This window comes from Streptomyces venezuelae, assembly GCF_008642275.1.
Taxonomy (GTDB): Bacteria; Actinomycetota; Actinomycetes; order Streptomycetales; family Streptomycetaceae; genus Streptomyces; species Streptomyces venezuelae_E.
Genome location: NZ_CP029189.1, coordinates 4,321,844 through 4,348,313 on the forward strand (window position 1 = coordinate 4,321,844; position 26,470 = coordinate 4,348,313).

Below are 26,470 nucleotides of genomic sequence, written 5' to 3' on the forward strand. Positions count from 1 at the left end.
TACGGTTGACCAGGGTTCGCAGGACAGGCAGAGGCATCTAGAGGAGGCGACCGGCACATGGACGCTGGGCTCAAGCGTGAGCTGGAGGAGAAGGTCCGCTCCGGCGAGCGGCTGACCCGTGAGGACGGTATCGCCCTCTACGAGTCGGACGACCTGGCCTGGCTCGGTGGCCTCGCCCACGAGGTGCGCACGCGCAAGAACGGTGACGTCGTCCACTTCAACGTCAACCGGCACCTCAACATGACGAACGTGTGCACCGCCTCGTGCGCGTACTGCTCGTTCCAGCGCAAGCCGGGCGAGAAGGACGCGTACACGATGCGCATCGAGGAGGCCGTGCGCCTGGCCAAGGCCATGGAGAACGACAACCTCACCGAGCTGCACATCGTCAACGGCCTGCACCCGAACCTGCCGTGGCGCTACTACCCGCGCTCGCTCTCCGAGCTGAAGAAGGCGCTGCCGAACGTCTCGCTGAAGGCGTTCACGGCGACCGAGATCCACCACTTCGAGACCATCTCGGGGATGTCGGCCTCCGACATCCTCGACGAGCTGATCGAGGCCGGCCTGGAGTCGCTCACCGGGGGCGGCGCGGAGATCTTCGACTGGGAGGTCCGCCAGCACATCGTCGACCACCGCACCCACTGGGAGGACTGGTCGCGCATCCACCGGCTCGCGCACGAGAAGGGTCTCAAGACCCCCTCGACCATGCTCTACGGGCACATCGAGGAGCCGCGCCACCGCGTGGACCACGTGCTGCGGCTGCGCGAGCTCCAGGACGAGACCGGCGGTTTCCAGGTCTTCATCCCGCTGCGCTACCAGCACGACTTCGTGGACATGCAGGACGGCAAGGTGCGCAACAAGCTCCAGGCGCGTACGACGATGGCGACCGGCGCCGAGGCGCTGAAGACCTTCGCCGTCTCGCGGCTGCTCTTCGACAACGTGCCGCACGTCAAGGTCTTCTGGGTGATGCACGGCGTGCAGACCGCCCAGCTCGCGCTGCAGCACGGCGCGGACGACATGGACGGCTCGGTCGTCGAGTACAAGATCACGCACGACGCGGACAACTACGGCACCCCGAACAAGCTGGGCCGTGACGATCTGCTGGAGCTGATCCGGGAAGCGGGCTTCCGCCCGGTCGAGCGCAACACGCGCTACGAGATCATCCGCGAATACCCCGGTCCGGACGCGAACCTGCGCGAGACCCCGCAGGCGATGCGCGTCTGACGTCCCGTCCGGGCGTCCGACCGTTTTCCGGTGAGTCGAACCCCGGCCCGCGGGCCGGGGTTCCGCTTTCTGGACGGGCCGACGGCGTAATGGATAAATTGGTCTAGTGGCTCTTACTTTTGTCCTGGACCCGGCTGTCGTCCCTTCCCTGCGTGAGGGGATCGTGGAGCTGTGGGCCGACGTCACCAACGCGGGGGGCGCCGTGGGTTTCGTGCCCCCGGTCACCCTCGACGACATCCGCCCCGCGCTCGACGAGCACCTCGGTGGCATCGCCGACGGGAGCTGCCGGCTCCTCGTCGCGTACGACGAGGACGGGGCCGTCGCCGCGACCGCCTTCCTCATCCGCAACACGCACCGGCTCCAGCTCCACTGGGTGTGGGCCTACACGGTGATGGTCCATCCGCGCCATCAGGGCAAGGGGTACGGGCGCGAACTGATGGCCGCCACCGAGGCCGCGGCCCGCTCCCTCGGGGACGTCGACGCCATCCGGCTCACCTGCCGCGGCGGTCTCGGGCTGGAGCGCTTCTACGCCTCCTGCGGCTACAAGGAGGTCGGCCGCGTCCCCGGCGCCATCCGGGTGGCGCCCGGTGAGGACCGGGACGACGTCACGATGCTGCTGCCGCTGCACTGACACGCGCTCCGGCCCGCGGCCGGAGACCCCGGAGGGCCGGGGCGGCATCCCGGCGTGCTTCACTGGACGGGCACCGGCCGTAGACCACGACGAGAGAGAAGGGGTCACCGTGTCCCTCAAGACGAGCGCAACGATCCGCTACACCGCGATGCGCCTGGGCATCTTCGTCGGCTGCCTCGTCGCCGTCGCGGGCCTCGTCCGGCTCGGCTGGGTGCCCGCAGGGCTCGGGGAGGCCAATGCCGCCTGGGTCGTGCTGCTCGCCATCGTGATCTCCGCCCCGCTCTCCTTCGTCCTCCTGCGCAAGCAGCGCGACGAGATGTCCTCGCAGATCTCCGGCCGCGTCGCGGGTGCGAAGGAGCGGCTCGCCGCGAACCGCAGCCAGGAGGACCAGGCGGACGACGCGGCGCGCGTCACCCCGTAACGCCCCAGTTGGCTTCATCACACATCGAACCGCCCCAGCACCGGGTATACCGCCCGTAACGCTGGGGCGGTCGCGTTTTCCGGGTCCGCGCAAGAGGGCCTCGTGCGCCGTTGTCTCAAAGCGCCCCTTTGAGATTCTCAAAGGGGAAGTGTTAGCGTGTTCAACATGTTGACCACAGTTGCGCACCCCCTGATCGCGAGCGTTCCGCTCGTGACGCGCCTGCACGTCGACCTCTGCCGCCGCGCGTCCGCGGCCTGTTGCTGTTGAGCTGAATCGATACAGCAGCCGTCCCGGCCGGCCCTTCTGGCTGCTGCCGCACCGCTTCACCACCGCAGTACTTCCCCCCTGTCTTCGTGCGCCACCTCCGGAGAGTGTCCGTGTCCGCGACCCCCCAGGCCCCCGCAAAGGCCTCGTTCAAGTTCCCCTTCTGGGCCCAGATCGTCGCCGGTCTCGCCCTCGGCGTCCTCTTCGGCTGGATAGCGCGCAGCCAGGACATCAGCTGGCTCGGCACCACGCTGGAGAAGACCGGCGACATCTTCATCCAGCTGCTGAAGCTGGCCATCGCCCCCCTCGTCTTCTTCGCGATCCTGGTGTCGATCACCAACCTGCGGAAGGTGAACAACGCGGCGCGCCTGGCCTCCCGCACCCTCCTCTGGTTCATGATCACCTCGCTGATCGCGGTCGGCATCGGCATCGGCATCGGCCTGCTGACCGACCCCGGTGCCGGCACCGGCCTCACCGCGGCCGACGGCAAGGACCCCAAGCGGACCGGCTCCTGGATCGACTTCCTCACCGGGATCGTGCCGACGGACATCGTCACGCCGTTCACCGAGCTGAAGGTCCTTCAGATCGTCTTCCTGGCCGTCGTCGCCGGTATCGCCGCCCTCCAGCTGGGCGCCAAGGCCAAGCCGGTCCTCGACCTCTCCGAGTCCGCCCTGGAGCTGCTGCAGAAGGCCCTGTGGTGGGTCATCCGCCTCGCCCCGATCGGCACGATCGGCCTCATCGGCACCGCGATCGCCACGTACGGCTGGGACCTGATCGGCAAGTACGCGACCTTCACCGCCGACATCTACATCGGCTGCGCCCTCGTGATGTTCGGCGTCTACCCGCTGCTGCTCGCGACGGTCGCCAAGGTCAGCCCGCTCCAGTTCTTCAAGGGTGCCTGGCCCGCCATCCAGCTGGCCTTCGTCTCCCGCTCCTCGGTCGGCACCATGCCCGTCACCCAGAAGGTCACCGAGCGCCTCGGCGTCCCGAAGGAGTACGCCTCCTTCGCCGTCCCGTTCGGCGCCACCACCAAGATGGACGGCTGCGCCGCGATCTACCCGGCCCTCGCCGCCATCTTCATCGCGCAGATCTTCGACATGCAGCTCGGCATCAAGGAGTACCTGCTCATCGTCTTCGTCTCGGTCATCGGCTCCGCCGCCACGGCCGGCCTGACGGGCTCCACCGTCATGCTGACGCTGACCCTGTCCACACTGGGCCTGCCGCTCGCGGGCGTCGGCCTGCTGCTGGCGATCGACCCGATCCTGGACATGATGCGCACCGCCACCAACGTGGCCGGCCAGGCCGTGGTCCCGGTCATCGTCGCGGCCCGCGAGGGGATCCTGGACAAGGAGGCCTACGCCTCCGCCTCGGCCTCGGCGCTGGAAGAGCCCGCCCCGGCCGCCGAGAAGGTCGCGATCGCGGCCTGACCCGCACCCGCACCGCCTGCCGCAGCCCCCGCCCCCGACCGGGCGGGGGCTGCGGCGTCCTTCCCCGCGGTCAGACCGTCTGCGCGCGGACGTAGGCGATCGTGGCCAGCAGGAACGGCAGGGCGAACCACCACCGGCCCATGGTCCGCCGGAACAGCGGGGTGATGGTGACCAGCAGCCCCGTGAGGCACAGCACCAGGCAGCAGCCGGCCAGGAAGCGGATGTCGTCGCGCAGCGGGCCGTCGCCGGGCTGCGGCCCCATCCACAGGGCCGTGCAGCAGGTGAACACCGCGGGGACGTACAAGAGGGCGAGCGGTATCCCGAGGACCCACTGCAGGCAGCCGCGGTCCTCGGGCAGGTCGATGTTCTCGCGCGGGAGCCTCATCCGGGCCTCAGCCGAGCGTCGCGCCGCGGACGAACGCGGTCAGCCCGAGCAGCAGGGGCGGGGCGAGCCACCACGGGCCCATGGCCCGGCGCACGCTCGGTACCGCGGTGACGAGCAGGCCCAGCACGCTCAGCGACACGGAGACCAGGCACAGCGCGCCGACGTTCTCGTAGCCCTGGTCGTCCCATTCGCCCCGGGGCCCGGCGAACAGGGCCCCGGCCACGGCGAAGGCGTTCAGCAGGTGGATGATCCCGAGCGGAACGCCCAGTACCCACCGCAGGCAGCCCCGGTCCTCGGGCAGGTCGATGCTCTCGCGGGGGTACGTCATCGCATTGCGTCCTTCGCTTGGGCGAGGTTCCCGACGAACCGGTCCCCGTAGCCCTGGGCCTTGGGGAGGTCCCAGTAGGGGCCACCGTTGTAGCGGGCGGCGATCTCCCGCATCTGGGCCTGCGTCATCCGATCGGCCGGGACGTCGGCGAGACCGCTCTCCGCCTTGATCTGGGCCAGGAAGCCGGCCGCTATGAAGGCATTCTGCTTGGGGTCCTGGAGTGCCTCTTCCACCAGGGTCCGCTGGTGGTCGGTGAGGTTCGCCGGGTCGTAGCCGAGGACTTCGGCGCCGCGCCGGAGCTGGATGGCGATCGGTCCGTACGAGGTCTCGTCCAGCTTCCCGCCGAGCCGCCACGGCAGGTTCTCGGGGGTGACCGGGCTCAGTCCCCAGGGGGCCGCTGCCTGTTCGCGGATCGTGCCGGTCACGTCGTCCAGCAGTCCGGGCTGGTAGCCGCCGATCTCCTGCCAGGCCACGCCCGCGACCAGCTCCTCCGGCAGCCCCGCGTTCTTCGCGGCCGCCCGCAGGACCTCCTTGTTCTGGGAGATCCAGTCCGCGTGCTGGCCGTCGGTGACCAGCGGGATCCAGTAGTTGTCGGCGGCGTCCCCCGGCAGCCCGGCGACCCGGGTCCGGATGTCGCGCAGCTGCGGGGAGACCGGGGTGTCCGGTCCCACCGGGCCGGTCATGTCCTTCTTCGGGCCGCTGCCCGGCAGCCGGGTCAGGGGGTTGGCGCGGGCCTCCGCGGCCTCGCGGCGGATGTCGGCCATGGCCGCGTAGAGGTCGACCCCGCTCGCGGCGCCCTTCAGCCGGAACTCGGGCAGCAGCTCGTACGCCTGCTTCAGCGCGTGGACGCAGGAGCTGCGGGCCTCCTGCTCGGTGGTCTGCGCCAGCCGGAAGTTGCCGCCCGCGTCGTCGTGGAGGCGGTTCGCCTCGTCGCGGATGTCGTCGACGTCCATCGTGAGCTCGGCGAGACCGTCGAGGAACCCGGTCGTCGCCCGCATGTCCTCCCACTGGCACATGGGCTCCGCCTCCTGCGCCGTGCGGGTGATCGCGGTGCCCTTCGTGGCGATCAGGGTGGCGAGCTTGCGCTCGGCGCCCTTGCCGTTCGCGTAGTGGGACTTGGCGGTCGTCAGCGCCGCGGCGTACGCGTGCAGGGCGCTCGCGGCCTTGTCGTACCCTTCGGCGATGTGCTGCACGAGCTGCCGCGCCTCGGACAGGCGTGCGGTGTAGGTGTGGCTGCCGTCGCTGTGCCACTCGGTCCCGGTCTCGGCGCGCCGGGCGGGCTCCCCGGCCTGCACGAGCAGGTCGCGCAGGCGCCTGAACTCGGCGGCGTTGCGCTCGACCAGCGCGGGATTGCACTCCTCCAGGAACTGGACGTCCTTGCGGTGGCTGAGCCCGCTCACTTGGCCTCCGGCTTCACGTACTGGCCCGATGCGAGGAGGTTCGCGAGGAAGGAGCGGGCGGTGCCGTCGTCCACCTGGGCGAATTCGGTGCCGGTCGTCTTCAGGCGGGTGGCCAGGGCGGCGAACAGGCCGATCGTGTCCTTGAACTGGTCGTCGGCGAACTGGGCGAAGCGCAGGACCTCGGCCGAGACGTCGGCGTGGGCGCGGGGTGCGCGGGCCATCGTGCCGGTGTCGCCGTCGGGCCGGCCCTCGTGCAGGAGGGCGGCGATCTCGATCAGCAGGTTGGCGTTGCCGTTGATGGAGGCGGCCCCGGCCACCAGGCTCCCGGCGGGGCTCCCCGGTGCGCCGCCGTCGGCCGGAGCGTGGTTGAGGCGCATGGCGGATGACTGCTGTGCGAGGGCGGCGGCCTTGTGCTGGGCCCATTCCGCGTCGAACGACATGTATCCCCTGGATAGTTGATAACTGGACATGGCCAGAATCAGCTGGTCATGTCCATGCTAATACGGGGATTTCCGCCTGCGGAAGCTCGCGGTGCCGATATGGACCGGAGACGCGGTGGGATGCCCTCCGGTTCCGCGGCGGACCGCCCGGCGGTCCGTCAAAGCCGCAGGCCCCGCTCCCGGTCGGGGCGGGGCCTGCGGCGGCCGGTGGGCGGCCGGGGGTCAGGAGGCGGCGCGGACCGAGCCGGTGGTCGGACCGCTGGGGTCGCCGACGAAGCAGGTGACCTCGCGGTCGCCGAGGATCCAGGTGGCGGCCTGCGGGTAGTAGTAGTAGACCTCCAGCTTCTCCGAGAGCTTCGGGTCGTTGCCCACGTACGTGGTCAGCGCGGTGCCGGCGCACTTCTCCTCGGCGGTCTTCGTGACGCTCTCCGTGCCCGGGTACGCTCCCCCGTCCAGGTCGAACACCGCGTACGCCTCGCCCTTGTGCGGCTGGTCGCAGGGCACGATGCGCACCGAGCGGGCGGCCTGGCTGCCGTCCTCGTCGTTGTACTGCGCCAGATCGTCGTTCGTGTTGAAGCAGTCGCCCTTGCGGATCTCGGTCACACCGCTGGAGACCGGGCCGGTGACCTGGCCGCCGGTGTCGCGCTTCTTCGGGGCGGCGTCCTCCAGCGCCCCGGAGATGCCGAGCACCACGATGAGGACCGTGATCACCATGGACACGCTGTGGATGACGATCGCCGCGATGGCGAGGCCCTTGCCCTTCTCACCGCGGGACTTGATCTGGGAGAGGGCGACGATGCCGAGGACGATCGGGACCAGCGGGATCCCGCACACGATCGACATGACGAACGCGACGATGGCCAGCGTGTTGTTCTTCTGCGGCTGCTGCGGGTACCAGCCCTGCGGCCCGCCGGGGTACGGCGGGAGACCGGGCTGCGCCGGCTGTCCGTACGGGCCGGGCTGTCCGTAGGGGCCGGGGGACGACGGAGGCGGCGGTGGTATGGACATGCGTGTGGAGCTCCTTGCTCAGAGGGTGGGACGCAACAACGGGCCCGGCAGTCGCAACGCACCGACGCATGCCTGCACGTGGTCTTTACGCCGCCCCTACGCTACCTCCCGCCGCCGACAGCCCAGGGGCTGCCCGCCCGTCATCCCGCGCTCCCGGCCCGCCCGCCGGACGGCGGCCGCCGCACGGTGCCGGCCGGGCGGATCTGCACGTTCCGGCTGAACGGGGTTCCATCGGACCGTACTTCGTACCGCAGGCCCGCCGGCCCGTCCAGGCGACCAGAGCCTGGACGCTCGGACATGTACGTGAGCGGGAGGAGCATTTCGCGTCCGGGCGCCGCCGGATTGACTGGTCGCATGCGACGACGAAGAACGACACGACGGCCAAGCCGATCCTGGTACTGGGCAGCACCGGCCGGACGGGCAGCCGGGTCGCCGCGCAGCTGCGGCAGCGCGGACACGAGGTCCGGGGCGCCTCCCGGAAGGGGCCGGTCGCCTTCGACTGGACCGACGAGAACACCTGGGAGCAGACGCTGGAGGGAGCCGGCGCGGCCTACCTCGTCGACTCGCAGCTCCCCGACGCCGCCGCGTCGATGCGCTCCTTCGCCGAGCTGGCCGTGGCCTCCGGAGTCTAGCGGCTGGTGCTGCTGTCCGCCCGCGACTGGGTGGTGCCGCAGGGCGAGGAGAAGCTCCCCTGCGAGCGCGCGGTCCGCGAGTCCGGAGCGCGATGGACCATCCTCAAGCCGTCCTGGTTCTTCCAGAACTTCAGCGAGGACCCCTTCCTGCACGGGCAGATCCAGAACGGTGAGCTCGTCATGTCGGCCGGGGACGGTGTCGAGCCGTTCATCGACGCCGAGGACATCGCCGAGGTCGCCGTGGCCGCCCTCACCGAAGAGGGGCACGGCGGCCAGGCCTACGAGCTGTCCGGCCCGCGGCTGCTGAGCCTGGACTCCGTGGTCGGCGAGATCTCCCGGGCCACCGGCCGGGTGGTCACCTACCGCCCGCTCCCGGCGGACGAGTTCGCCGCCTACGCCGTGGCGCAGCACGTGCCGGAGGAGTTCGCCGGCCTGCTGAACGTGCTCTACGGCTGGATCGCCGAAGGCCGCTTCGCCACCCTCGCCGACGGGGTGCAGCGGGTGCTCGGCCGGGAGCCCCGCGACTTCGCCGACTACGTGCGGACCACGGCCGCGTCCGGGGTGTGGGGCGGTGGCGGTGGCGTGGAGCGTCCGTGAAGAACGGCTCAAGGGGCTGGTCAGAGCGGTTTACCGGTCCGTAAATTACCCGCGGTAACACTCGTGCCCAGCCAAGGAGAGTGCGCCGTGGGAGCCGAACTGAGGCCGGTGCGGACCGTGGAAGCGGTCGAACCCGTCAAGACCGTGATCGACGGAGTGGTCCGCGAGGTACGGGTGCCCGCACTGGCGGGCCCGCCGGACCGGGGATCCCTCGGGGACCTCCCCTTCCACAACGCCTGGGAAGCCCCCGAGGAGGCGGTGCTCGCCCGCAAGGACCAGAACGGCGTCTGGCACGACGTCTCGGCCCGGCAGTTCGCGGCCGAGGTGCTCGCCGTGGCCAAGGGCCTGATCGCCGAAGGGCTCCGGGAGGGCGACCGGCTCGCCATCATGGCCCGTACGACCTACGAGTGGACCCTGCTCGACTTCGCCGGCTGGGCCGCCGGCCTGGTCACCGTACCGATCTACCCGACCTCCTCCGCCCTCCAGGCACGCTGGATCATCCAGGACTCCGGGGCCGTGGCCTGCGCCGTCGAGGACACCGCACAGGCCCGCCTCATCAGCGCCGAGCGCGGCAACCTGCCCTGGCTGGCCCACCTGTGGGAACTCGACACCGGCGCGGTGGCCCGGCTGGTCAAGGCCGGGGAACGGATCCCGGACGCGCTCGTGCACCACCGGCGGGCCGCCCGCACCCCGGACTCCCTCGCCACCATCATCTACACCTCCGGCACCACCGGGCAGCCCAAGGGATGCGTGATCACCCACGCCAACTTCTACGCCCAGGTGGACAACGCGGTGGAACTGCTGCACCCCGTCTTCAAGTCCGTCAGCAAGGACCCCGCCTCCACCCTGCTGTTCCTGCCGCTCAGCCACGTCTTCGGGAGAATGGTCGCCGTCGGCTGCATGCGGGCCCGCGTCAAGCTCGGGCACGCGCCCAGCATCCGTACCGAGGACCTCCTCGCCGACCTCGCCGGCTTCCGGCCCACCTTCCTCCTGGCCATCCCCTACGTACTGGAGAAGGTCTACAACACCGCCCGGGCCACCGCCGAGAAGATGGGCCGGGCCTCCTCCTTCGACCGGGCCGCCCGCATCGCACAGCGCTTCGCCGAGATCGCCGAGGCCAGGACCCCCGGGCTCGTGCTGCGCCTCGCCCGGTCCCTCTACGACCCCCTCGTCTACCGGCGCATCCGGGCCGCGCTCGGCGGCCGCGTCCGCTACGTCCTGAGCGGCGGATCGCCGCTGGGCCGACGGCTCGCCGCCTTCTACACCGGCGCCGGCATCGAGGTCTTCGAGGGCTACGGACTGACGGAGACCACCGGCGCGAGCACCGTGACCCCGCCCCAGCGCCCCCGCCTCGGCACGGTCGGCTGGCCGCTGCCGGGCACGGCCGTACGGATCGCGGACGACGGGGAGGTGCTGCTGGGCGGCGGCCACGTCTTCGCCGGCTACTGGAACAGCGGGCACGCCCTGCCGTACGGAAGCTGGCTGGCGACCGGCGACATAGGCGAGCTCGACGCCGACGGGTACCTCACCATCACCGGCCGCAAGAAGGACGTGATCATCACCTCCGGCGGCAAGAACGTGGCCCCGGCACCGCTGGAGGACTGGCTGCGGGCCCATCCGCTGGTCGGCCAGTGCATGGTGGTCGGCGACAACCGGCCCTACGTCACCGCGCTGATCACCCTCGAACCCGACGGACTGCAGCACTGGCGCCAGATGCACAAGAAGCAGAACGTGCCGATGCGCGAGCTGGTCCGGGACGAGGAACTGCGGGCGGACCTCCAGCGGGCGGTGGACGAGGCGAACCGGCTGGTCTCACGGGCCGAGTCGATCCGCCGCTTCGCCGTCCTGCCGGGCGGTTTCACCGAGGCGCGCGGCCACCTGACCCCGTCGCTGAAGCTCAGGCGGGGCGCGATCGCCCGGGACTACGCGGACCGGATCCAGGAGCTCTACCGGGGGCCGAGGGAGGCCTGAGCGGCGGGCCGCACCGCCCCCGCCCGCACCGGGCGGCGGGGACCGCGGCACCGGTCTATGGTGGGCAGATGGGTCCGGGGGGCCGCCCGAGGAGGGCGCAGTGCACCGTTCCCGAGTCGGTAGGTCCATAGCGGCGGGCGCAGCCGTCGGCGCGATGCTCCTGGCCTCGCTGGGAGCCGCCCGGGCGCCCGCGCCCGCACCCGGGTCCACCGCGGGAGACCGGCCCGGCCCCACGGCCGCGCCCACCGGGGGCGACGACCCCCGGGACCCCCTGGCACGCTTCCACGCCCAGCGCGTCCGCTGGGGCGACTGCCCCGACAAGCCCGTCCCCGCCGAGATGCGCTGCGCCGTCGTGGAGGTCCCGCTCGACTACGCGGCCCCGGGCAAGGGCACCGTCAAGGTGGCCCTGGGCCGGATACCGGCCACCGACCCGGACCGGCGCATCGGCTCGCTCCTGATCAACTTCGGCGGACCCGGGGCCCCCGGCGTGGCCGGTCTCGCCGCCGATCCCAAGACCTTCGCCGACCTCGGCGAACGCTACGACCTGATCGGCTTCGACCCCCGCGGCGTGGGCCACAGCGACCCGGTCTCCTGCGGCGGCGCACAGCGGGCCCAGGCGGACCCGGACGCCGACACCGCCGCGGCGCTGGCCACCCTGCGGGACGAGGTCAAACGCTGCGAGGTCAACTCCGGCCCCGTCCTCGCGCACATGGGCACCGTGGACGTCGCCCGCGACATGGACGTGATGCGCCGCCTCCTCGGGGACGAGAAGCTCAACTTCCTCGGGTTCTCCTACGGGAGCCGCCTCGGCGCCGTGTACGCGGCCCTGTTCCCCCGGACCACCGGCCGCATGGTGCTGGACGGCGTCGACACCCTCAGCGAACCGCTGACCGAGCAGGCGCTCGTATCGGCCCGCGGTCAGCAGCGGGCCCTCGACAACTTTCTGACCTGGTGCGCCCACCAGAGCGACTGCGTCTACGGGACGAACACCCGGACCGCCAAGGAGAAGGTGGCCGCCCTGGTGGAGCGGCTCGACACGGAGCCGCTGGTCGGCCACGACGGCATACAGGTGAGCAGCCTGATCGCCACCTTCGCGATCGGCCAGGCCCTGTACTCACCGAGCACATGGCCCGCGCTCGCCAAGGCGCTGAAGCAGGCGGAGCGCGCGCACGATCCGGCCGGGCTGCTGGCTCTGGTCGGCCTGACGGAGTCGCCCGAGCCCTCGGAGTCGCCCGAGCCGTCGGAGTCGCCGGCCGCGGCGCAGGGCGACGGATCCGATCCGGTGCCCGCCGACAACCTCGCCGCCGCCCTTGCCGCGGTGACCTGCGCCGACGACCCGGACCGGTCGATCGACAAGGCCACCCCGGCCGCGTTCGAGAAGGAGTTCGAGGAGCTGGCGGAGGAGTTCCTCAAGGTCTCGAAGGTGTTCGGAGTGGCGCAGCTGCTGTCCGTGCTCACGTGCTACGGGCGGCCCCCCGGCACCGACTTCATCCGCACCATCGACCACCCGGGCGCGCCGCCGATGCTCCTGGTCGGCACCCGCGGCGACCCGGCGACACCGTACGAGTGGACGGAGGAGACCGCCGAGCGGCTGGGCTCGGCGGTGATCGTGGACCACAAGGGCGACGGGCACACCGGCTACGGGAGTTCGCGCTGCGTGGCGGAGTACGTCGACGGCTTCCTCCTGTACGGGCGGCTGCCGTCCGGGACCCGGTCCTGCCCCGCCGGAGAGTGAACCGGCCGAGACGCACGGGCGGACGAGCGGACGGAGCCGCCTCTCCGGAGCAGCCTCTCCGGAGCCTCCTCTCCGGATCCTCCGTCCGGCCTCCCGCCCGGTCAGCGGACGACGTCGAAGACCTGCTTCTGCAGACCGTTGGCGTAGGCCTCGTGCTCGACGAGCCGCAGCTTCTGCGCGTCCTTGTCCGTGGCGCTGAAGAGCCGCTTGCCCGCGCCGAGCAGGAGCGGGAAGACCAGCAGGTGGTAGCGGTCGATCAGGCCGGCGTCCGAGAGGTCCCGGTTCAGGGCGGCGCTGCCGTGCAGGATGATCGGGCCGCCCTCGGTGTCCTTCAGCGCCGCGACGTCGTCGATCGAGCGCAGGATCGTCGTCTCGCCCCAGTTCGACACCAGGTCGTCCCCGGTGAGGGTGGTGGAGACGACGTACTTCGGCATCACCTTGTAGTCGGCGAAGTCCTCCATGTCGGGCCACACCGGGCTGAACGCCTGGTAGCTGATGCGGCCCAGCAGCATCGCGCTGGCCTCCTTCTGCTCCCGGCCCTTGATCTCGAAGGCCTCGGGGAGGAATTCGACGTCCTTGAAGGTCCACCCGGCGTTCCGGTATCCGGCCTCCCCGCCGGGGGCCTCCACGACGCCGTCGAGCGAGATGAAGGCAGTGCTGATCAGGGTGCGCATCTGGGTTCCTCGGTGTCTCGTGGGTCCGGTCGGTGGCAGATCCGGTCGGCGTTCGCTCCGGCCGCCCTCGCGGCCACTCCACGCCAACCATGAACCATGACCGCGGATCGCGGCGGAACTCATCGGCCGGCACCGGCCAAATCCCGAAAAGTGATCTGGATCACAAGGTGGATGGCTCCCGAGGAGTCACGCCCGGCCGAGGGGGAGGTGGTAGGAATGCGGTGTCATCGGAGCAATTCGGGCGAGGGGCCGGGGGGTCTGTCCATTCGGTCGTGAGACCCGGGTGAAGCCGAGACGAATGGTGTGTCACATCTGCCGGGGGCACGGCGAGTCGGGGGCGAATACCTGATAGACAGTGGATATTCACGGCTCGACCAGCCATATGCATTTGACGGCTCCTTGGGGGGATCGCCGCACTGTGAAGCCGCTTCACCGCCACCTCGTCAACACCTCGCGCAAGGTCCTGTGCACGGCCGCGCTCGCGGCCAGCCTGACCACCGCCGCGGTCGTGACCAGCCCGTCGACCGCCGACGCGGGAGAGTCCGAGCCCACGCCGGACAGTCCGCAGGCCGCCGACCGCGGTGACGCCCGGCTCGACCTGCCCGACATCGTGGCCGACCCGCCGCCCACCGGGACGGGTGCCACGGAAGGGGCCAGCGGGATACCCGCGACCGCCCTCGACGCCTACCACCGCGCCGAGGTGTCGGTGGCCGCCGCGCTCCCCAACTGCAAGCTGCCCTGGCAGCTGCTCGCGGGCATCGGCCGGGTCGAGTCCGTCCATGCCTCGGGCTACGGGCTCAAGGCGGACGGCTACACCGAGAAGCCGATCCGCGGCCCCCGGCTGGACGGCAACGGCTTCGCCGAGATCCGTGACACGGACAAGGGCGAGTGGGACGCGGACGCGGCGTACGACCGGGCCGTCGGCCCGATGCAGTTCATCCCGTCCACCTGGGCGAAGTGGGGCGCCGACGGCAACGGCGACGCCAAGCGCGACCCGAACAACATCTACGACGCGGCCCTCGGCGCGGGTCTCTACCTGTGCGCGGGCGACCGCGACCTGTCGAACGAGGCCAAGCTCGACCAGGCGATCCTCAGCTACAACAACTCCCGCGAGTACGTGAACAGCGTGCTCGGCTACATGCGCCAGTACCAGGCCGGCGCCGGCGAGGTCCCGAACCCGCCCGTCGGGGACTATCCGACGCAGCCGCCGGGCACCCTGCCCACCCCGAAGGTGCCGGTCACGCCGTCGAATCCGGTGACGCCCACCCCGACGCCGACGCCGAAGCCGACCCCCACGCCGACGCCGACGCCCAAGCCGACCCCGACCCCGACTCCGACCCCGGAGCAGCCGAAGCCGGCGACTCCGCATCTGGCGACGCTGACGGTCCTCGGCGGTCCCGGGCTCACGGCCGAGGCCGGGGCGGCCTTCGCGGAGGTCCCGAGGGTCAAGGTGCTCCTGAGCGACGGCAAGCCCGCCGTCAACCAGGAAGTGGTCTTCGCGGTCGAGAAGGACACCACCGGCGGCACCCTCTTCGGCACGGCGGACTCCCTGGTGGTCAAGGCGGGCGCCGACGGCATCGCCGTCGCCCCCGGACTGGCGGCCGGTCCCAAGGCCGGCACCTTCACCCTGCGGGCCTCGGCCTACGACCCGCACGGCGGCTTCACCGTGAACTTCGACGGCAAGGTCACCGTGACGGTCGCCGACAAGCTGGCCCGCGCGGACGGCGCGAAGGTGCCGGAGGCGGTCGCGGGCAAGAGCTTCACCGGCGTGGAGGTCTTCGCCACCGCCGGCGGGAAGGCCGTCGCGGGTACGGAGGCCCTGGCCGAGCTGGTCGTGAAGGACGCGGACGGCGCGTGGGTCCCGGTGGACCCGGCGACCGCGAAGGGCCCGTTCTTCAAGGACGAGGCCGGCAAGCCGGTCTACGGCCGGCTCCTGGCCAAGGCGGACGCCACCGGCAAGATCGTCCTGCCGGAGCTGTTCACCACCGACGTGTCCCCGGGCCCGTACTTCGTGCGCCTGACGACCAAGGAGAAGGTGACCCTGGTCGTGGAGCTCAAGGTCACGGCCCCGGCCACCACGCCGACGACCCCGACGACCCCGACCACGGCGCCGGCCCCGGCGGCGACCCGCCCCTGATCCCGGACGACAGCGGTCCCCGGCGCCGGCCCCGGTGCCGGGGACCACTGCGTACAGCCACCCGCCCGCGCCCGGCCCTGTCCTATCCGCCCCCCGGCCCGGCCCGCGCCCGGTCCGCCCCTCGGCCCTGCCCGAGCCTCGGCCCGCCCCCCGGACCGGCCCGTGCCCAGGCAGGGTCGCGTCCGGCCCGGTGCCGGGGCCCCCGGCCATGGCGGCGTGCCCGCACACGCGCAGGGGCCGCACCGTGCACACGGTGCGGCCCCTGCGGCATACCCGTCCCCCCACCCGGGAGGGAAAAGGCAGGAGCCCTGCCGGATCTGCTCGCGCAGAGGGGACAGGGCTCCTTGGGTACTGCTTTTCCAACCCGCGATGAAGGTTGGCCCAGGCGACTAGGCCGGGGTGACGTTCTCCGCCTGCGGGCCCTTCGGACCCTGCGTGACGTCGAAGTTCACCGTCTGGTTCTCCTCAAGGGAGCGGAAGCCAGAGGCGTTGATCGCGGAGTAGTGGACGAAGACATCCGGGCCGCCGCCGTCCTGGGCGATGAAGCCGAAGCCCTTTTCAGCGTTGAACCACTTCACGGTTCCGGTAGCCATGAGCCCTCCTATGGGCCAAAGGGTCGCCCTGCTCCAGAACCTGCTAAGAAGTCTGAAAACTACAAAAGCCTGCGGGTCACATTCTCCGCAGGCCTCGTACTGCAAGGGAAACCAAACTGCAACTTGCGTCGAGCCTAGCACGCACCCTGCGGCCGAGACCAGAGGGAAAGATCACGTCACCCGGACGTTTGAGACCCGCCGCAAGGCTGACGCGGACCCGGGGGCTAGTCTCGCGATGTGGACCTCTATCGCAGCCGGCCCCGTGTCGGCCACATTCAGTTCCTGAACTGCCTGCCCCTCTACTGGGGGCTGGCCAGAACCGGCACTCTGCTGGACCTGGAGCTGACCAAGGACTCCCCCGAGAAGCTCAGTGAGCGCCTCGTCCAGGGGGACCTGGACATCGCCCCGATCACCCTCGTGGAGTTCCTCCGCAACGCCGACCAGCTCGTCGCCTTCCCCGACATCGCCGTCGGCTGCGACGGCCCGGTGATGTCCTGCGTGATCGTCTCGCAGGTCCCCCTGGAGCAGCTCGACGGAGCCCGTGTCGCACTCGGCTCCACCTCCCGTACGTCCGTACGCCTCGCCCAGCTGCTGCTTTCCGAGCAGTACGGGGTACGGCCCGACTACTACACCTGCCCGCCCGACCTGAGCGTGATGATGCAGGAGGCGGACGCGGCCGTACTGATCGGTGACGCCGCACTGCGGGCCTCCCTGCACGACGCGCCCCGGCTCGGGCTGACCGTGCACGACCTCGGGCACATGTGGAAGGAGTGGACGGGGCTGCCGTTCGTCTTCGCCGTCTGGGCCGCCCGCAAGGACTACCTCGCCCGCGAGCCGGCCGTCGTGCGGGAGGTCCACGAGGCCTTCCTCTCCTCACGGGACGTCTCCCTGGAGGAGGTCACCAAGGTGGCCGAGCAGGCGGCCCGCTGGGAGGCCTTCGACGCGGAGCTGCTGGAGCGGTACTTCACGACGCTCGACTTCCGCTTCGGTCCCGATCAGCTGGCCGGCGTACGTGAATTCGCACGCCGTACGGGTTCCACGTCCGGCTATGCCGCGGACGTCGCCGTGGAGCTGCTGAGCACGGTGGTCCAGGAGTGCTGAGCGGGTTTCCCCGGCGGTAGTCCAAAGGGCGGACGGGCGAATGTGAGGTTTACCGGGAATTCCCGCTCTTTTTGCATTTCTCGCCCCGGGTTGGAAATGCAAAAGGGTGAGCGAGCTCCTTCCCCCGCCCCGCCACGGCCTAGGCTGCTGCTCGGCCGGGCGGCACAAGGCGCCCGGGATCACGGGGAATTGGGGGACGCGATGCAGCCGCTCGAAGCCGGTGAGCCGCGGACCATCGGCGCCTACCGGCTGCTCGGCCGGCTCGGCGCGGGTGGGATGGGCCGGGTCTACCTGGGGCGCAGCGCGGGCGGCCGGACCGTCGCCGTCAAGATCGTGCACCCGCATTTCGCGGCGGACGAGGAGTTCCGGGCCCGGTTCCGCCGCGAGGTGGAGGCGGCCCGCCGGGTGGGTGGCGAGTGGACCGCGCCGGTGCTGGACGCGGACCCCGAGGCCCCGGTGCCGTGGGTGGCCACCGGGTACGTGGCCGGGCCCTCCCTGGACCGCGCGCTGGCCGCGCACGGCCCGCTGCCCGAGGTCTCCGTACGGGCCGTCGGCGCGGGGCTGGCCCGCGCCCTGGTGGCCGTGCACGGCCTGGGCCTCGTACACCGGGACGTGAAGCCGTCGAACGTGATGCTCACCCTCGACGGGCCGCGGCTGATCGACTTCGGGATCGCCCGGGCCACGGACGGCACCGCCTCGCTGACCTCCACCGGGGTCTCCATCGGATCGCCCGGCTACATGTCGCCCGAGCAGATCCTCGGCAAGGGGATCACCGGGGCGGCCGACGTGTTCTCGCTCGGCGCGGTCATGGCCTTCGCGGCGACCGGGCGGCCGCCCTTCACCGGGGACAACTCGGCCACCCTCCTCTACAAGGTGGTCCACGAGCCGCCCGAGCTCGGTGCGCTCCCGGCCGGGGAACTGCGCGACCTGATCGGGGCCTGCCTGGCCAAGACGGCCGCGGAACGGCCGTCCCCCGCCGCGGTCGCGGCCGCCCTCGGCGGGGCGCTGGGCGCCCCCGGCTGGCTGCCCGGGCCGCTGGTCGAGGAGGCCAGCCGGGCCGCCGTGGCCCTGCTGGACCTGGACGCGGACACCTCCGGGGGCGGGGCCGGGGCGCCGGCGGGACAGGGCTACGGGGCGCCGTACTCGCCGTACGCGGACGGCCCCTCGGGGCCGGTTCCGTTCACGGCGGCCTCGTACGGGGGCCCGGCCGGGGCGGGGAGCTTCGGGCCGCCCGCCCCCGCCTTCGCGGGACCGGGGCCGGGCGCCGGCTCGCCGTACGGCCCCGCGGGCGGCTCCGGATCCGGCTCCGGCGGCACGGGCGGCGGCGTGGCCGGAGCGCCGGCCGCGGCCACGGATCCGCCCGGCGGGTCCGGTCCGTACGCGACCCCCGCCGCGGGAACCGGCGGCGGGGCCCTGCCCGGGCAGCGGACCGGCGCGCAGGACGCGGGGCGGCAGGTCACCGTCAGGGCGGCCGGGCGCCGGTTCAGCTGCACGGTGGTGCTCGCGGCCGCGGCCGTACTGGCGGTGCTGTCCGGCGGGTTGTACTGGATGGACGTACTGCCGGGCCAGGGCGGCAAGGGCCAGGACCTGGCCGACGCCGGACCGGCCCCCTCCGCCTCCTCACCGGCCCCGGCGGGCTCGGCTCCGGCCGCGACCCCGGGCGGGACCGCGAGCGGGAGCCCGGCGGCGCCCGGGGGGACCCGCCAGGACGTGCCCAAGGAGCTCGTCGGCACCTGGAAGGGCACGGTCACCACCGCCCGCCTCGGCCTCTCCTCGGAGTTCGAGATCAGCATCAAGGCCGGCCGGGTCGGTGAGGTCGTCGCCCGGGACAGGTCGGTCCTGGCCGTCCTGGGCACCGACTGCAGCGGCGACTGGAAGCTCGCCTCGGCCACCGACCGCTCGCTGGTCCTGGACAGCTCGGGCGGCCCGAACCCGGCCCCGGGCGTCTGCTCCAACGGCTCCGCCGACGAGCGCTTCACCCTCAACACCGACGGGACGCTGCACTACAAGTCGGGCGACACCCCGGCCGGAAACCCCGAGGGCGACCTGACCCGAAGCCCCTGAAATCCGCCGCCGGCCCCTGGCGTAGGCTGGATCGGTCCGGACCTTGACACAGACACACCGCCGAAAGGTGACTCACCGGTGACCGACCAGGCCGTTCTCCAGTCTGTCCTCGACCGCGCCGCCGCGGGGGGCCGGATCACCAGGGAAGAGGCGCTCGACCTCTACCGCCACGCGCCGCTGCACGCGCTGGGCCAGGCGGCCGACGCCGTGCGCCGCCGCCGCTACGCCGGTACGGAGCACATCGCGACGTACATCATCGAGCGGAACATCAACTACACCAACGTGTGCGTCACGGCGTGCAAGTTCTGCGCCTTCTACGCGGCCCCCAAGGACGCGAAGAAGGGCTGGTCCCGCGACCTCGACGACATCCTGCGCCGCTGCGCGGAGACCGTCGAGCTCGGCGGCACCCAGATCATGTTCCAGGGCGGGCACCACCCGGACTACGGCGTCGAGTACTACGAGCACCACTTCTCCGCCATCAAGAAGGACTTCCCGCAGCTGGTCATCCACTCCCTCGGCGCGTCCGAGGTCGAGCACATGGCCCGCATCTCGGGCGTCTCGGCGGAAGAGGCCATCCAGCGCATCCACGCGGCCGGCCTGGACTCCTTCGCGGGCGCCGGCGCCGAGCTGCTGCCGGAGCGGCCGCGCACGGCGATCGCGCCGCTCAAGGAGTCCGGCGAGCGCTGGCTGGAGATCATGGAGATCGCCCACAAGCTGGGCGTGGAGTCCACCTCCACCATGCTGATGGGCACCGGCGAGACCAACGCCGAGCGCATCGAGCACATCGCGATGATCCGGGACACGCAGGACCGTACGGGCGGCTTCCGCGCCTTCATCCCGTACACCTACCAGCCCGAGAACAACCGCCTCAAGGGCCGCACCCAGGCAACGATCTTCGAGTACCTGCGCATGATCGCGATCGCGCGGCTGTTCCTCGACAACATCGCCCACATCCAGGGCTCCTGGCTGACCGTGGGCAAGGAGGCGGGCCAGCTCTCGCTGCACTACGGCGCCGACGACCTCGGGTCGATCATGCTGGAGGAGAACGTCGTCTCCTCGGCCGGTGCCAAGCACCGCTCCAACCGCCAGGAGATCATCGACCTGATCCGCAAGGCCGGCCGCACCCCGGCGCAGCGCGCGACGACCTACGAGCACCTGCTCGTGCACGACGACCCGGCGAACGACCCGGTCGACGAGCGCGTGGTCTCGCACATCTCGTCCACCGCCATCGAAGGCGGTACGGCGCACCCCGAGCTGAAGCTCATCTCCACGAACTGACGCGCCCGCCGACCGATGCTGACGCTGCACACCGCCGAACTCCTGGTCCCCGGGCCGGGATCCGCGCCGCTGCCCGGCGGTGCGGTCCTCGTCGACGGCGACCGGATAGCCCGCGTCGGCCCGTACGAGGACGTCGCCGCGGGCCACCCGCACGCCCGGACCCGCCGCTGGCCCGGGGTGATCACCCCCGGGCTGGTGGTGCGCGGGGCGGACGAGCTGCTGGAGCGCACGTACTACCCGGACGACCCGTACGAGGTGGCCGAGCTCGGCGCCGACCCGATCCGGGGGGCGGCCGCGCTGGAGGCGCTGAAGATGACCGAGCCGCGGTGGGGCCACAGCGCCCGGCGCGGCACGCAGCGGTTGCTGGCCCGCGGGGTGGTGGCGGTCTGCGGCCGTTTCACGATCCCGGCGGTCCGCACGGCGGTGTCCCGGTCCGGGCTCACGATCCTGCCGCCCGCCGGCCACGAGGGGCTGCCCGCCCTGGACCCGTTCGCCGGGCGCGGCGCTGCGGCGGAGGCCTTCCACGGCATCCTGGAGGCGGGGGTTCCGGCACGGTTCGCGGTCTTCGCGGTGGCGGACGAGGCCGAGTTGCTGGAGCGGGGCGCGACCACGTGCGTGGCCACGGTCATCGGCGGGCGACTGCTCCACCGCCGTCGCTGAGCCCGCTCTCCCCGCCGCGGGCGGCCTCTTCGGCACGCCGGGTGTCCTCCCGGGCCAGGGCCGCCAGCAGGCAGGCCTGCAGGCGGCTGATGCCGCCCAGTTTCGCCCGTATGTTGACCACGTGGAACTTGACCGTGCTGACGGAGAGTTGGAGCTCGACGGCGAGTTCCCGGTTGGAGGCACCGGTGGCCAGGCACAGGAACACCGCCGACTCCTGCTCGGTCAGCTGGGCGTCGGCGGGCCGCTCACCGGTCGGCACGCAGTCGCCCGGCAGGTCCTCGCACGGCGCCTGCGCCTCCCCGTCCGGCTCCTCGTAGGAGGGGAACCACGCCGGGACGCTGAAGCTGACGACGCGCAACGGTTTCTCCTGCCCCCCGGCGGCCCGTCCTGGGGCCGCCTCTCCCCCTATAGGACGGACGGACCTGACAGGTAGGTTCCCTCCGAGTCGTACGGCCAGGCGTTGGACTTGCAGCCGAGGAGCCCCTTGATCTGCTGCATCATCGCCGGAGCGGGCTTGCCGGGACCAGGGCAGGACTCGTGCCCGCGGCCGAGCTCGTGCCCGACCTCGTGGTTGATGATCAGCGCCCGGTACTCCTCGGGCGAGCCGCTGAACTGCGGTGAACCCTCCTGCCAGCGCTTGAGGTTGACCACGACGGTGTGCCCCGTGCTGCAGTTGGTCTCGCCGATCAGCTCGGGCGTGACGACGTCGCACAGGAGGTCGGTGGTCTTGGGCGTCGCGATCTTGATGGTGAAGTCCACCGGCTGGCCGGCCGCGACGAGCTGGAAGCCGTACTTCGGGTCCTTGGTCCAGCCGCGCGGATCGCCGAGGATCGCCTCGACCGCGCGGGCGGCCGACTCCGGGTCGACCCCGCTGCCCTCCTCGACCTCGACCCGCCAGCGGCGCGCGGCCCCCTTGCCCTGCGCCTTGCCGGCGGTGGTGGAGGCCTTGAAGGTGCCCGGCCGGGTGGGTGTCGCGGTGTCGGGCGACGGAGTGGGCGAAGCCGGCGGAGAGGCCGCGGGTGAGCTGGAAGGCTGCGGGGAGGCGGACTGCTGGCCGCCCTGGGGCACGGGGTTCGCGGAACCGTCGCCGGACTCCCCGGCCGTCGGGTCCGGCTCGGCGGCGGTACGGGCCGCTGCGGCCTTCGCGTCGTCGTCCTGGGGCAGCAGCGTGTACGCGGTCGCCGTGACCACGGCGAGGCCCGCCGAGCCGAGGAGGATCGTGCGCCGCAGCCGCTTGCGCCGCTCGGCCCGGCGCTGGGCACGCGGGCTGCTGCGGCGGGAGCGACCGCTGGAATGGCCTGCCGGCATCGTGAAGCTTCCTGTTCGCGGCGGCCACTGCCGGACCGGCCACGTTTCGGTCACCGATCCGGTGGGTGACCCTCACCGGGCCGCACCGTGTCAGTCAACGTGTCCGCCGGGTCGTGGCGTAACTGTCCTTCGGAACAGTTTCCGACACCTGTCCGGTGGGTAAGGCGGCCGGGGGTGTCGGAGCCCCGGCCGCTCACGGGAGGCGGGGCCTGAGAGGATGGGTGCGTACCCGCCGATCCGCATCGCACACCGAGGGGCGAACGCCAGTGACAAGGGCTTCCCTGGACAAGCAGCCGCACGAAGTCGCCTCCATGTTCGACGGCATCGCGGCCAAATACGACCTCACCAACGACGTCATCTCGCTGGGCCAGGCCCGGCTGTGGCGCAAGGAGGTCGCCAAGGCGGTCGGCGCGCGCCCCGGGCACGTGGTCCTCGACCTGGCCGCCGGAACCGCCACCTCCTCGCTGCCCTTCGCCGCCACCGGGGCGTACGTCGTCCCCTGCGACTTCTCCCTGGGCATGCTCGCGGAGGGCAAGAAGAGGCACTCCTGGCTGCCGCTGACCGCCGGTGACGCGACGAAGCTGCCGTTCAAGGACGACGCCTTCGACACCGTCACGATCTCCTTCGGGCTGCGCAACGTCCAGGACACCGACGCCGCCCTGCGCGAGCTGTACCGGGTGACCAAGCCCGGCGGGCAGGTCGTCATCTGCGAGTTCTCGCAGCCCACCTGGGCGCCGCTGCGCACGGTCTACATGGAGTACCTGATGCGGGCGCTGCCGCCGGTGGCCCGCACGGTGGTGTCCGACCCCGACCCGTACGTGTACCTCGCCGAGTCCATCCGCGAATGGCCCGACCAGCCGGCGCTGGCCGCCCTGCTGCAGAAGGCCGGCTGGTCCAAGGTCGCCTGGCGCAATCTCAGCGGCGGCATCGTCGCGCTGCACCGAGGCATCAAGGACTGACCGCGGTGCCTGACGTCGAGCCCACGGACTACGGGCCCCTGCTGGAGCGGATCGCCGCGGACATCGCCCCGCTGATCGGCAGCGGCACTCCGGCCGAGTACATCCCGGCGCTGGCCTCCGTGGACCGGCGGCAGTTCGGGATGGCCATCGCCGACCTCGACGGCAACGTCTTCGGGGTGGGGGACTGGCGGGTCCCCTTCTCCGCCCAGTCCATCACCAAGGTCTTCGCACTCGCCCTGGCGCTGGCGGAGGGCGGCGACAGCCTGTGGGAGCGGGTCGGCCGGGAGCCCTCCGGCAACCCGTTCAACTCGCTCGTGCAGCTGGAGTACGAAAACGGCATTCCACGCAACCCGTTCATCAACGCGGGCGCCCTCGTCGTCACCGACCGGCTGCAGACCCTGACGGGCGACGCGAGCAGCGAACTGCTGGAGTTCCTGCGGCAGGAGAGCCAGAACCCGGACATCGGCTTCGACGCCGAGGTCGCGGCCTCCGAGCAGGAGCACGGCGACCGCAACGCGGCCGTCGCCCACTTCATGGCCTCGTACGGGAACATCGACAACCCGGTGCCGGCGCTGCTGGAGCACTACTTCTGGCAGTGCTCCATCGAGATGAGCTGCGCCGACCTGGCCCGCGCCGGGCGCTTCCTGGCCCGGCACGGGCTCCGCGCGGACGGCACGCGGCTGCTGACGCGCAGCGAGGCCAAGCAGATCAACGCGGTGATGCTGACCTGCGGGACGTACGACGCGGCGGGAGAGTTCGCCTACCGCGTCGGACTGCCCGGCAAGAGCGGGGTGGGCGGCGGCATCGTCGCCGTCGTCCCGGGCCAGTGCACCCTCGCGGTGTGGAGCCCGGGCCTGGACGCCCGGGGCAACTCGGTGGCGGGCGTGGCCGCCCTGGACCGGTTCACCACGCTCACCGGGCTCTCCGTGTTCTAGCGCGTGCCGTGGCGGCGCCGGCATGTCAGGAGCAGGACGGGTCTCCAGGGGCGCATTCCATGGCGAACTGCCAGAAAAGGACGACGAGCAGGCAGAAGCCCAGGGACACGGCGCCCATGGTGGCGAACCGCTTGCGTGCCCGCGCGTGCCCGGTGGCCCGGGCCGTCGCGTAGCCGAGGGCCGGCGCGAGCACGATCCCGCCGATGCACACCCACAGCATCACGAGAACGAGGCCGTCGCCCAGCGGGCCACGGACGCCCGAGGCCCCGACGAACGCCTGCGCCGCGAAAACCACGGGAACGGCCGTCCACCACAGGGACAGCCCCGTGACCAGCCGTCCGACGGTGGTCGAGGGGCCGTCGGACGGTGCGCGTTCGGAAGAGTCGTCGGTGATCACAGGACTAGAGTGCCAGGACGTAGCGGCGGGCCGGATTGCCGCCCGGGGTGGTGAACTCCTCGGCCAGGGTCATGCCCAGACGCTCCGCCACCGCCACCGAACGCGCGTTCCGGGCGTCGATCATCGCCACCACGTGCGGGACGCCCGCCGCGCGGACCCGTTCCACCGTGGCCAGCGCGGCGGCGTACGCGTAGCCCTGGCCCCACGCGGAGCGGCCCAGCCGCCAGCCGATCTCGATCTCGCCGACCGGTCCCCACCCCTTCTCCCGGGGCCACGGCTGGGCGCCGGTGAAGCCGATCACCGCGCCCCGCGCGTCCAGCAGCGTCCACAGGCAGTAGCCCACCTGGGCGTCGTGCATGCGCTGGCGCGCGGACAGCTCCTCGTACGCGGACAGTTCCGCGGGACCCCCGAGGAACTCCATGACGTCGGGGTCGGCGAAGGCTGCGTGCCAGGCGTGCGCGTCCTCGTCGGTGGGCACGCGGAGCTGTACGGCGGGAAGCGGCCGGGGCGGCGAGGCGGTCATCGGAGGCACCCTTCGGATCGTGATCTCTCTCGCTGCATAGACTGCACATGTCCGGTGCCGCCTGGCACCCTATATCGAGCCTTCGGGAGACCCCGCAGTGACCGAGCTCCTCTCCGAACACTCCGCGGACGTGATCGTCGTCGGGGCCGGGCCCGCCGGCTCGACCACCGCCTACTACCTCGCCAAGGCCGGATTGGACGTCCTGCTCCTGGAGAAGACGGCGTTCCCGCGCGAGAAGGTCTGCGGCGACGGACTGACCCCGCGCGCCACCAAGCAGCTGGTGGCGATGGGCATCGACATCTCCGAAGAGGCCGGCTGGCTGCGGAACAAGGGTCTGCGGATCATCGGCGGCGGGCAGCGGCTCCAGCTGGACTGGCCGGAACTCGCCTCCTATCCGGACTACGGACTCGTCCGCAAGCGCGACGACTTCGACGAGACCCTGGCCCGCCAGGCACAGAAGGCCGGTGCCCGGCTGTACGAGCGCTGCACCGTCGGCGAGCCGGTGCGCGACGCGCGCACCGGCCACATCACGGGCGTCCACGCGAAGCTGGGCGAGGAGAAGACCCCGGTCACCTTCCACGCCCCGCTGGTCGTCGCGGCCGACGGCAACTCCTCCCGGCTGTCCCTGGCGATGGGCCTGCACCGGCGTGAGGACCGTCCGATGGGCGTGGCCGTGCGGACGTACTTCACCTCGCCGCGGCACGACGACGACTACCTGGAGTCCTGGCTGGAGCTGTGGGACCGGCGCGGCGCGCAGGACCGGCTGCTGCCCGGCTACGGCTGGATCTTCGGCATGGGCGACGGCACCTCCAACGTCGGCCTCGGCATCCTCAACTCCTCCTCCGCGTTCAAGGAGCTGGACTGGCGCGAGGTCCTCAAGGCCTGGTGCGCCTCCATGCCGGAGGACTGGGGCTACACCCCCGAGAACATGACGCAGCCGATCCGCGGCGCGGCCCTGCCGATGGCCTTCAACCGGCAGCCGCACTACACCAAGGGCCTGCTGCTGGTCGGCGACGCGGGCGGACTCGTCAACCCGTTCAACGGCGAGGGCATCGCGTACGCCATGGAGTCGGGCCAGATCGCGGCCGACGTCATCGTGCAGGCCCATGCCCGGGCCACCCCGGCCCAGCGTGAACTGGCGCTGCACAGCTACCCGAAGGTGCTCAAGGAGACCTACGGCGGCTACTACACCCTGGGCCGCGCCTTCGTGAAGCTGATCGGAAACCCGAAGGTCATGAAGATCGCCGCCCAGCGCGGTCTGACCCACCCGGTGCTGATGCGGTTCACCCTGAAGATGCTCGCCAACCTGACCGACCCGACGGGCGGTGACGCGATGGACCGCATCATCAACGGCCTCTCGAAGGTGGCCCCGAAGGCCTGA

At 71.7% G+C, this 26,470-nt stretch carries 27 protein-coding genes; 16 read left to right on the plus strand and 11 right to left on the minus strand.

The genetic code is table 11. The annotated features are described in order from the left end of the window. Positions 1-57 precede the first annotated feature (57 nt). The 4 genes from mqnE (at position 58) to DEJ51_RS19200 (ending at position 3,964) form a co-directional block, all read left to right on the plus strand. Positions 58-1,221, plus strand: coding sequence for an aminofutalosine synthase MqnE (mqnE, locus tag DEJ51_RS19185; RefSeq protein ID WP_150258694.1), 1,164 nt, complete (start codon positions 58-60; stop codon positions 1,219-1,221). 106 nt (positions 1,222-1,327) lie between these two features. Continuing rightward, a complete protein-coding gene (locus DEJ51_RS19190) occupies positions 1,328-1,852 on the plus strand; it encodes a GNAT family N-acetyltransferase (RefSeq protein ID WP_150258695.1) in 525 nt (174 codons plus the stop codon). 148 nt (positions 1,853-2,000) lie between these two features. Beyond that, a complete protein-coding gene (locus DEJ51_RS19195) occupies positions 2,001-2,273 on the plus strand; it encodes a DUF4229 domain-containing protein (RefSeq protein ID WP_150262013.1) in 273 nt (90 codons plus the stop codon). 371 nt (positions 2,274-2,644) lie between these two features. Beyond that, a complete protein-coding gene (locus DEJ51_RS19200; protein ID WP_150258696.1) occupies positions 2,645-3,964 on the plus strand; it encodes a dicarboxylate/amino acid:cation symporter in 1,320 nt (439 codons plus the stop codon). Positions 3,965-4,034: 70 nt separating this feature from the next. Here the strand turns inward: DEJ51_RS19200 and DEJ51_RS19205 are convergent, their stop codons facing one another. The 5 genes from DEJ51_RS19205 to DEJ51_RS19225 form a co-directional block, all read right to left on the minus strand. Then, positions 4,035-4,349, minus strand: a complete 315-nt coding sequence (locus DEJ51_RS19205; protein WP_150258697.1) for a hypothetical protein — start codon at positions 4,347-4,349, stop codon at positions 4,035-4,037. Positions 4,350-4,356: 7 nt separating this feature from the next. Beyond that, positions 4,357-4,677, minus strand: coding sequence for a hypothetical protein (locus DEJ51_RS19210; protein WP_150258698.1), 321 nt, complete (start codon positions 4,675-4,677; stop codon positions 4,357-4,359). After that, positions 4,674-6,077, minus strand: a complete 1,404-nt coding sequence (locus tag DEJ51_RS19215; protein ID WP_150258699.1) for a hypothetical protein — start codon at positions 6,075-6,077, stop codon at positions 4,674-4,676. Before DEJ51_RS19215 ends, DEJ51_RS19210 begins: the two co-directional genes overlap by 4 nt. Further along, complete coding sequence (locus DEJ51_RS19220) at positions 6,074-6,517, minus strand: hypothetical protein (RefSeq protein ID WP_223835878.1); 444 nt, start codon at positions 6,515-6,517, stop codon at positions 6,074-6,076. The genes DEJ51_RS19215 and DEJ51_RS19220 overlap by 4 nt, the downstream gene beginning before the upstream one ends. A gap of 222 nt (positions 6,518-6,739) precedes the next feature. Continuing rightward, entirely contained in the window at positions 6,740-7,525 is a 786-nt protein-coding gene (locus tag DEJ51_RS19225; protein WP_150258700.1) for a DUF4190 domain-containing protein, read from the minus strand. A 68-nt stretch (positions 7,526-7,593) separates the two neighbouring features. Between DEJ51_RS19225 and DEJ51_RS35750 the strand changes: the two genes are divergently transcribed. The 4 genes from DEJ51_RS35750 (at position 7,594) to DEJ51_RS19240 (ending at position 12,460) form a co-directional block, all read left to right on the plus strand. Further along, positions 7,594-8,157 (plus strand): SDR family oxidoreductase, encoded by a 564-nt coding sequence (locus DEJ51_RS35750; protein ID WP_317852409.1) that lies wholly within the window; start codon positions 7,594-7,596, stop codon positions 8,155-8,157. Between the two features lie 6 nt (positions 8,158-8,163). Further along, positions 8,164-8,754, plus strand: coding sequence for an NmrA family NAD(P)-binding protein (locus DEJ51_RS19230; protein WP_317852410.1), 591 nt, complete (start codon positions 8,164-8,166; stop codon positions 8,752-8,754). Positions 8,755-8,853: 99 nt separating this feature from the next. Then, positions 8,854-10,725, plus strand: a complete 1,872-nt coding sequence (locus DEJ51_RS19235; RefSeq protein ID WP_223836190.1) for an AMP-dependent synthetase/ligase — start codon at positions 8,854-8,856, stop codon at positions 10,723-10,725. Between the two features lie 100 nt (positions 10,726-10,825). Then, positions 10,826-12,460 (plus strand): alpha/beta hydrolase, encoded by a 1,635-nt coding sequence (locus tag DEJ51_RS19240; protein ID WP_223835879.1) that lies wholly within the window; start codon positions 10,826-10,828, stop codon positions 12,458-12,460. 101 nt (positions 12,461-12,561) lie between these two features. On the opposite strand, the gene DEJ51_RS19245 is transcribed toward DEJ51_RS19240, so the two are convergent. Further along, positions 12,562-13,134, minus strand: a complete 573-nt coding sequence (locus DEJ51_RS19245; RefSeq protein WP_150258702.1) for a dihydrofolate reductase family protein — start codon at positions 13,132-13,134, stop codon at positions 12,562-12,564. A gap of 418 nt (positions 13,135-13,552) precedes the next feature. Here DEJ51_RS19245 and DEJ51_RS19250 point away from each other — a divergent pair, with 418 nt between their 5' ends. Then, positions 13,553-15,271 (plus strand): lytic transglycosylase domain-containing protein, encoded by a 1,719-nt coding sequence (locus DEJ51_RS19250; protein WP_223835880.1) that lies wholly within the window; start codon positions 13,553-13,555, stop codon positions 15,269-15,271. A gap of 389 nt (positions 15,272-15,660) precedes the next feature. On the opposite strand, the gene DEJ51_RS19255 is transcribed toward DEJ51_RS19250, so the two are convergent. Further along, entirely contained in the window at positions 15,661-15,864 is a 204-nt protein-coding gene (locus DEJ51_RS19255) for a cold-shock protein (RefSeq protein ID WP_030012116.1), read from the minus strand. Positions 15,865-16,101: 237 nt separating this feature from the next. On the opposite strand from DEJ51_RS19255, the gene DEJ51_RS19260 reads away from it, so the two are divergent. From DEJ51_RS19260 to DEJ51_RS19275, 4 genes are all read left to right on the plus strand, one after another. Next, entirely contained in the window at positions 16,102-16,965 is an 864-nt protein-coding gene (locus DEJ51_RS19260) for a menaquinone biosynthetic enzyme MqnA/MqnD family protein (protein WP_150258704.1), read from the plus strand. 201 nt (positions 16,966-17,166) lie between these two features. Next, positions 17,167-19,029, plus strand: coding sequence for a serine/threonine-protein kinase (locus DEJ51_RS19265; RefSeq protein ID WP_150258705.1), 1,863 nt, complete (start codon positions 17,167-17,169; stop codon positions 19,027-19,029). Positions 19,030-19,107: 78 nt separating this feature from the next. Continuing rightward, the gene (gene mqnC, locus DEJ51_RS19270) at positions 19,108-20,307 is read left to right on the plus strand and encodes a cyclic dehypoxanthinyl futalosine synthase (RefSeq protein WP_150258706.1); all 1,200 of its coding nucleotides are present in this window, start codon (positions 19,108-19,110) and stop codon (positions 20,305-20,307) included. 15 nt (positions 20,308-20,322) lie between these two features. Beyond that, complete coding sequence (locus tag DEJ51_RS19275; protein ID WP_150258707.1) at positions 20,323-20,967, plus strand: imidazolonepropionase-like domain-containing protein; 645 nt, start codon at positions 20,323-20,325, stop codon at positions 20,965-20,967. On the opposite strand, the gene DEJ51_RS19280 is transcribed toward DEJ51_RS19275, so the two are convergent. Both DEJ51_RS19280 and DEJ51_RS19285 read right to left on the minus strand, forming a co-directional pair. Next, a complete protein-coding gene (locus tag DEJ51_RS19280) occupies positions 20,933-21,325 on the minus strand; it encodes a helix-turn-helix domain-containing protein (RefSeq protein ID WP_223835881.1) in 393 nt (130 codons plus the stop codon). The genes DEJ51_RS19275 and DEJ51_RS19280 overlap by 35 nt on opposite strands. A gap of 47 nt (positions 21,326-21,372) precedes the next feature. After that, positions 21,373-22,275 (minus strand): DUF3152 domain-containing protein, encoded by a 903-nt coding sequence (locus tag DEJ51_RS19285; RefSeq protein ID WP_150258708.1) that lies wholly within the window; start codon positions 22,273-22,275, stop codon positions 21,373-21,375. Positions 22,276-22,541: 266 nt separating this feature from the next. Between DEJ51_RS19285 and DEJ51_RS19290 the strand changes: the two genes are divergently transcribed. Together DEJ51_RS19290 and DEJ51_RS19295 are read left to right on the plus strand one after the other, a co-directional pair. Further along, positions 22,542-23,234 (plus strand): demethylmenaquinone methyltransferase, encoded by a 693-nt coding sequence (locus DEJ51_RS19290; protein WP_150258709.1) that lies wholly within the window; start codon positions 22,542-22,544, stop codon positions 23,232-23,234. 38 nt (positions 23,235-23,272) lie between these two features. After that, entirely contained in the window at positions 23,273-24,169 is an 897-nt protein-coding gene (locus DEJ51_RS19295; protein ID WP_388273079.1) for a glutaminase, read from the plus strand. 25 nt (positions 24,170-24,194) lie between these two features. Here DEJ51_RS19295 and DEJ51_RS19300 read toward each other — a convergent pair whose 3' ends face one another. Both DEJ51_RS19300 and DEJ51_RS19305 read right to left on the minus strand, forming a co-directional pair. After that, the gene (locus DEJ51_RS19300) at positions 24,195-24,566 is read right to left on the minus strand and encodes a hypothetical protein (RefSeq protein ID WP_150258711.1); all 372 of its coding nucleotides are present in this window, start codon (positions 24,564-24,566) and stop codon (positions 24,195-24,197) included. Positions 24,567-24,570: 4 nt separating this feature from the next. After that, entirely contained in the window at positions 24,571-25,089 is a 519-nt protein-coding gene (locus DEJ51_RS19305) for a GNAT family N-acetyltransferase (RefSeq protein WP_150258712.1), read from the minus strand. 97 nt (positions 25,090-25,186) lie between these two features. Between DEJ51_RS19305 and DEJ51_RS19310 the strand changes: the two genes are divergently transcribed. Continuing rightward, positions 25,187-26,470 (plus strand): geranylgeranyl reductase family protein, encoded by a 1,284-nt coding sequence (locus tag DEJ51_RS19310; RefSeq protein ID WP_150258713.1) that lies wholly within the window; start codon positions 25,187-25,189, stop codon positions 26,468-26,470.

What these genes read in the sequence shown, in the direction of transcription:
- mqnE (WP_150258694.1), top strand. Translation starts at nt 58, where the DNA reads ATGGACGCTGGGCTCAAGCGTGAGCTGGAGGAGAAGGTCCGCTCCGGC.
- DEJ51_RS19195 (WP_150262013.1), top strand. Translation starts at nt 2,001, where the DNA reads ATGCGCCTGGGCATCTTCGTCGGCTGCCTCGTCGCCGTCGCGGGCCTC.
- DEJ51_RS19205 (WP_150258697.1), bottom strand. Translation starts at nt 4,349, where the DNA reads ATGAGGCTCCCGCGCGAGAACATCGACCTGCCCGAGGACCGCGGCTGC.
- DEJ51_RS19210 (WP_150258698.1), bottom strand. Translation starts at nt 4,677, where the DNA reads ATGACGTACCCCCGCGAGAGCATCGACCTGCCCGAGGACCGGGGCTGC.
- DEJ51_RS19220 (WP_223835878.1), bottom strand. Translation starts at nt 6,517, where the DNA reads ATGTCGTTCGACGCGGAATGGGCCCAGCACAAGGCCGCCGCCCTCGCA.
- DEJ51_RS19225 (WP_150258700.1), bottom strand. Translation starts at nt 7,525, where the DNA reads ATGTCCATACCACCGCCGCCTCCGTCGTCCCCCGGCCCCTACGGACAG.
- DEJ51_RS35750 (WP_317852409.1), top strand. Translation starts at nt 7,594, where the DNA reads ATGCCTGCACGTGGTCTTTACGCCGCCCCTACGCTACCTCCCGCCGCC.
- DEJ51_RS19245 (WP_150258702.1), bottom strand. Translation starts at nt 13,134, where the DNA reads ATGCGCACCCTGATCAGCACTGCCTTCATCTCGCTCGACGGCGTCGTG.
- DEJ51_RS19255 (WP_030012116.1), bottom strand. Translation starts at nt 15,864, where the DNA reads ATGGCTACCGGAACCGTGAAGTGGTTCAACGCTGAAAAGGGCTTCGGC.
- DEJ51_RS19265 (WP_150258705.1), top strand. Translation starts at nt 17,167, where the DNA reads ATGCAGCCGCTCGAAGCCGGTGAGCCGCGGACCATCGGCGCCTACCGG.
- DEJ51_RS19275 (WP_150258707.1), top strand. Translation starts at nt 20,323, where the DNA reads ATGCTGACGCTGCACACCGCCGAACTCCTGGTCCCCGGGCCGGGATCC.
- DEJ51_RS19285 (WP_150258708.1), bottom strand. Translation starts at nt 22,275, where the DNA reads ATGCCGGCAGGCCATTCCAGCGGTCGCTCCCGCCGCAGCAGCCCGCGT.
- DEJ51_RS19305 (WP_150258712.1), bottom strand. Translation starts at nt 25,089, where the DNA reads ATGACCGCCTCGCCGCCCCGGCCGCTTCCCGCCGTACAGCTCCGCGTG.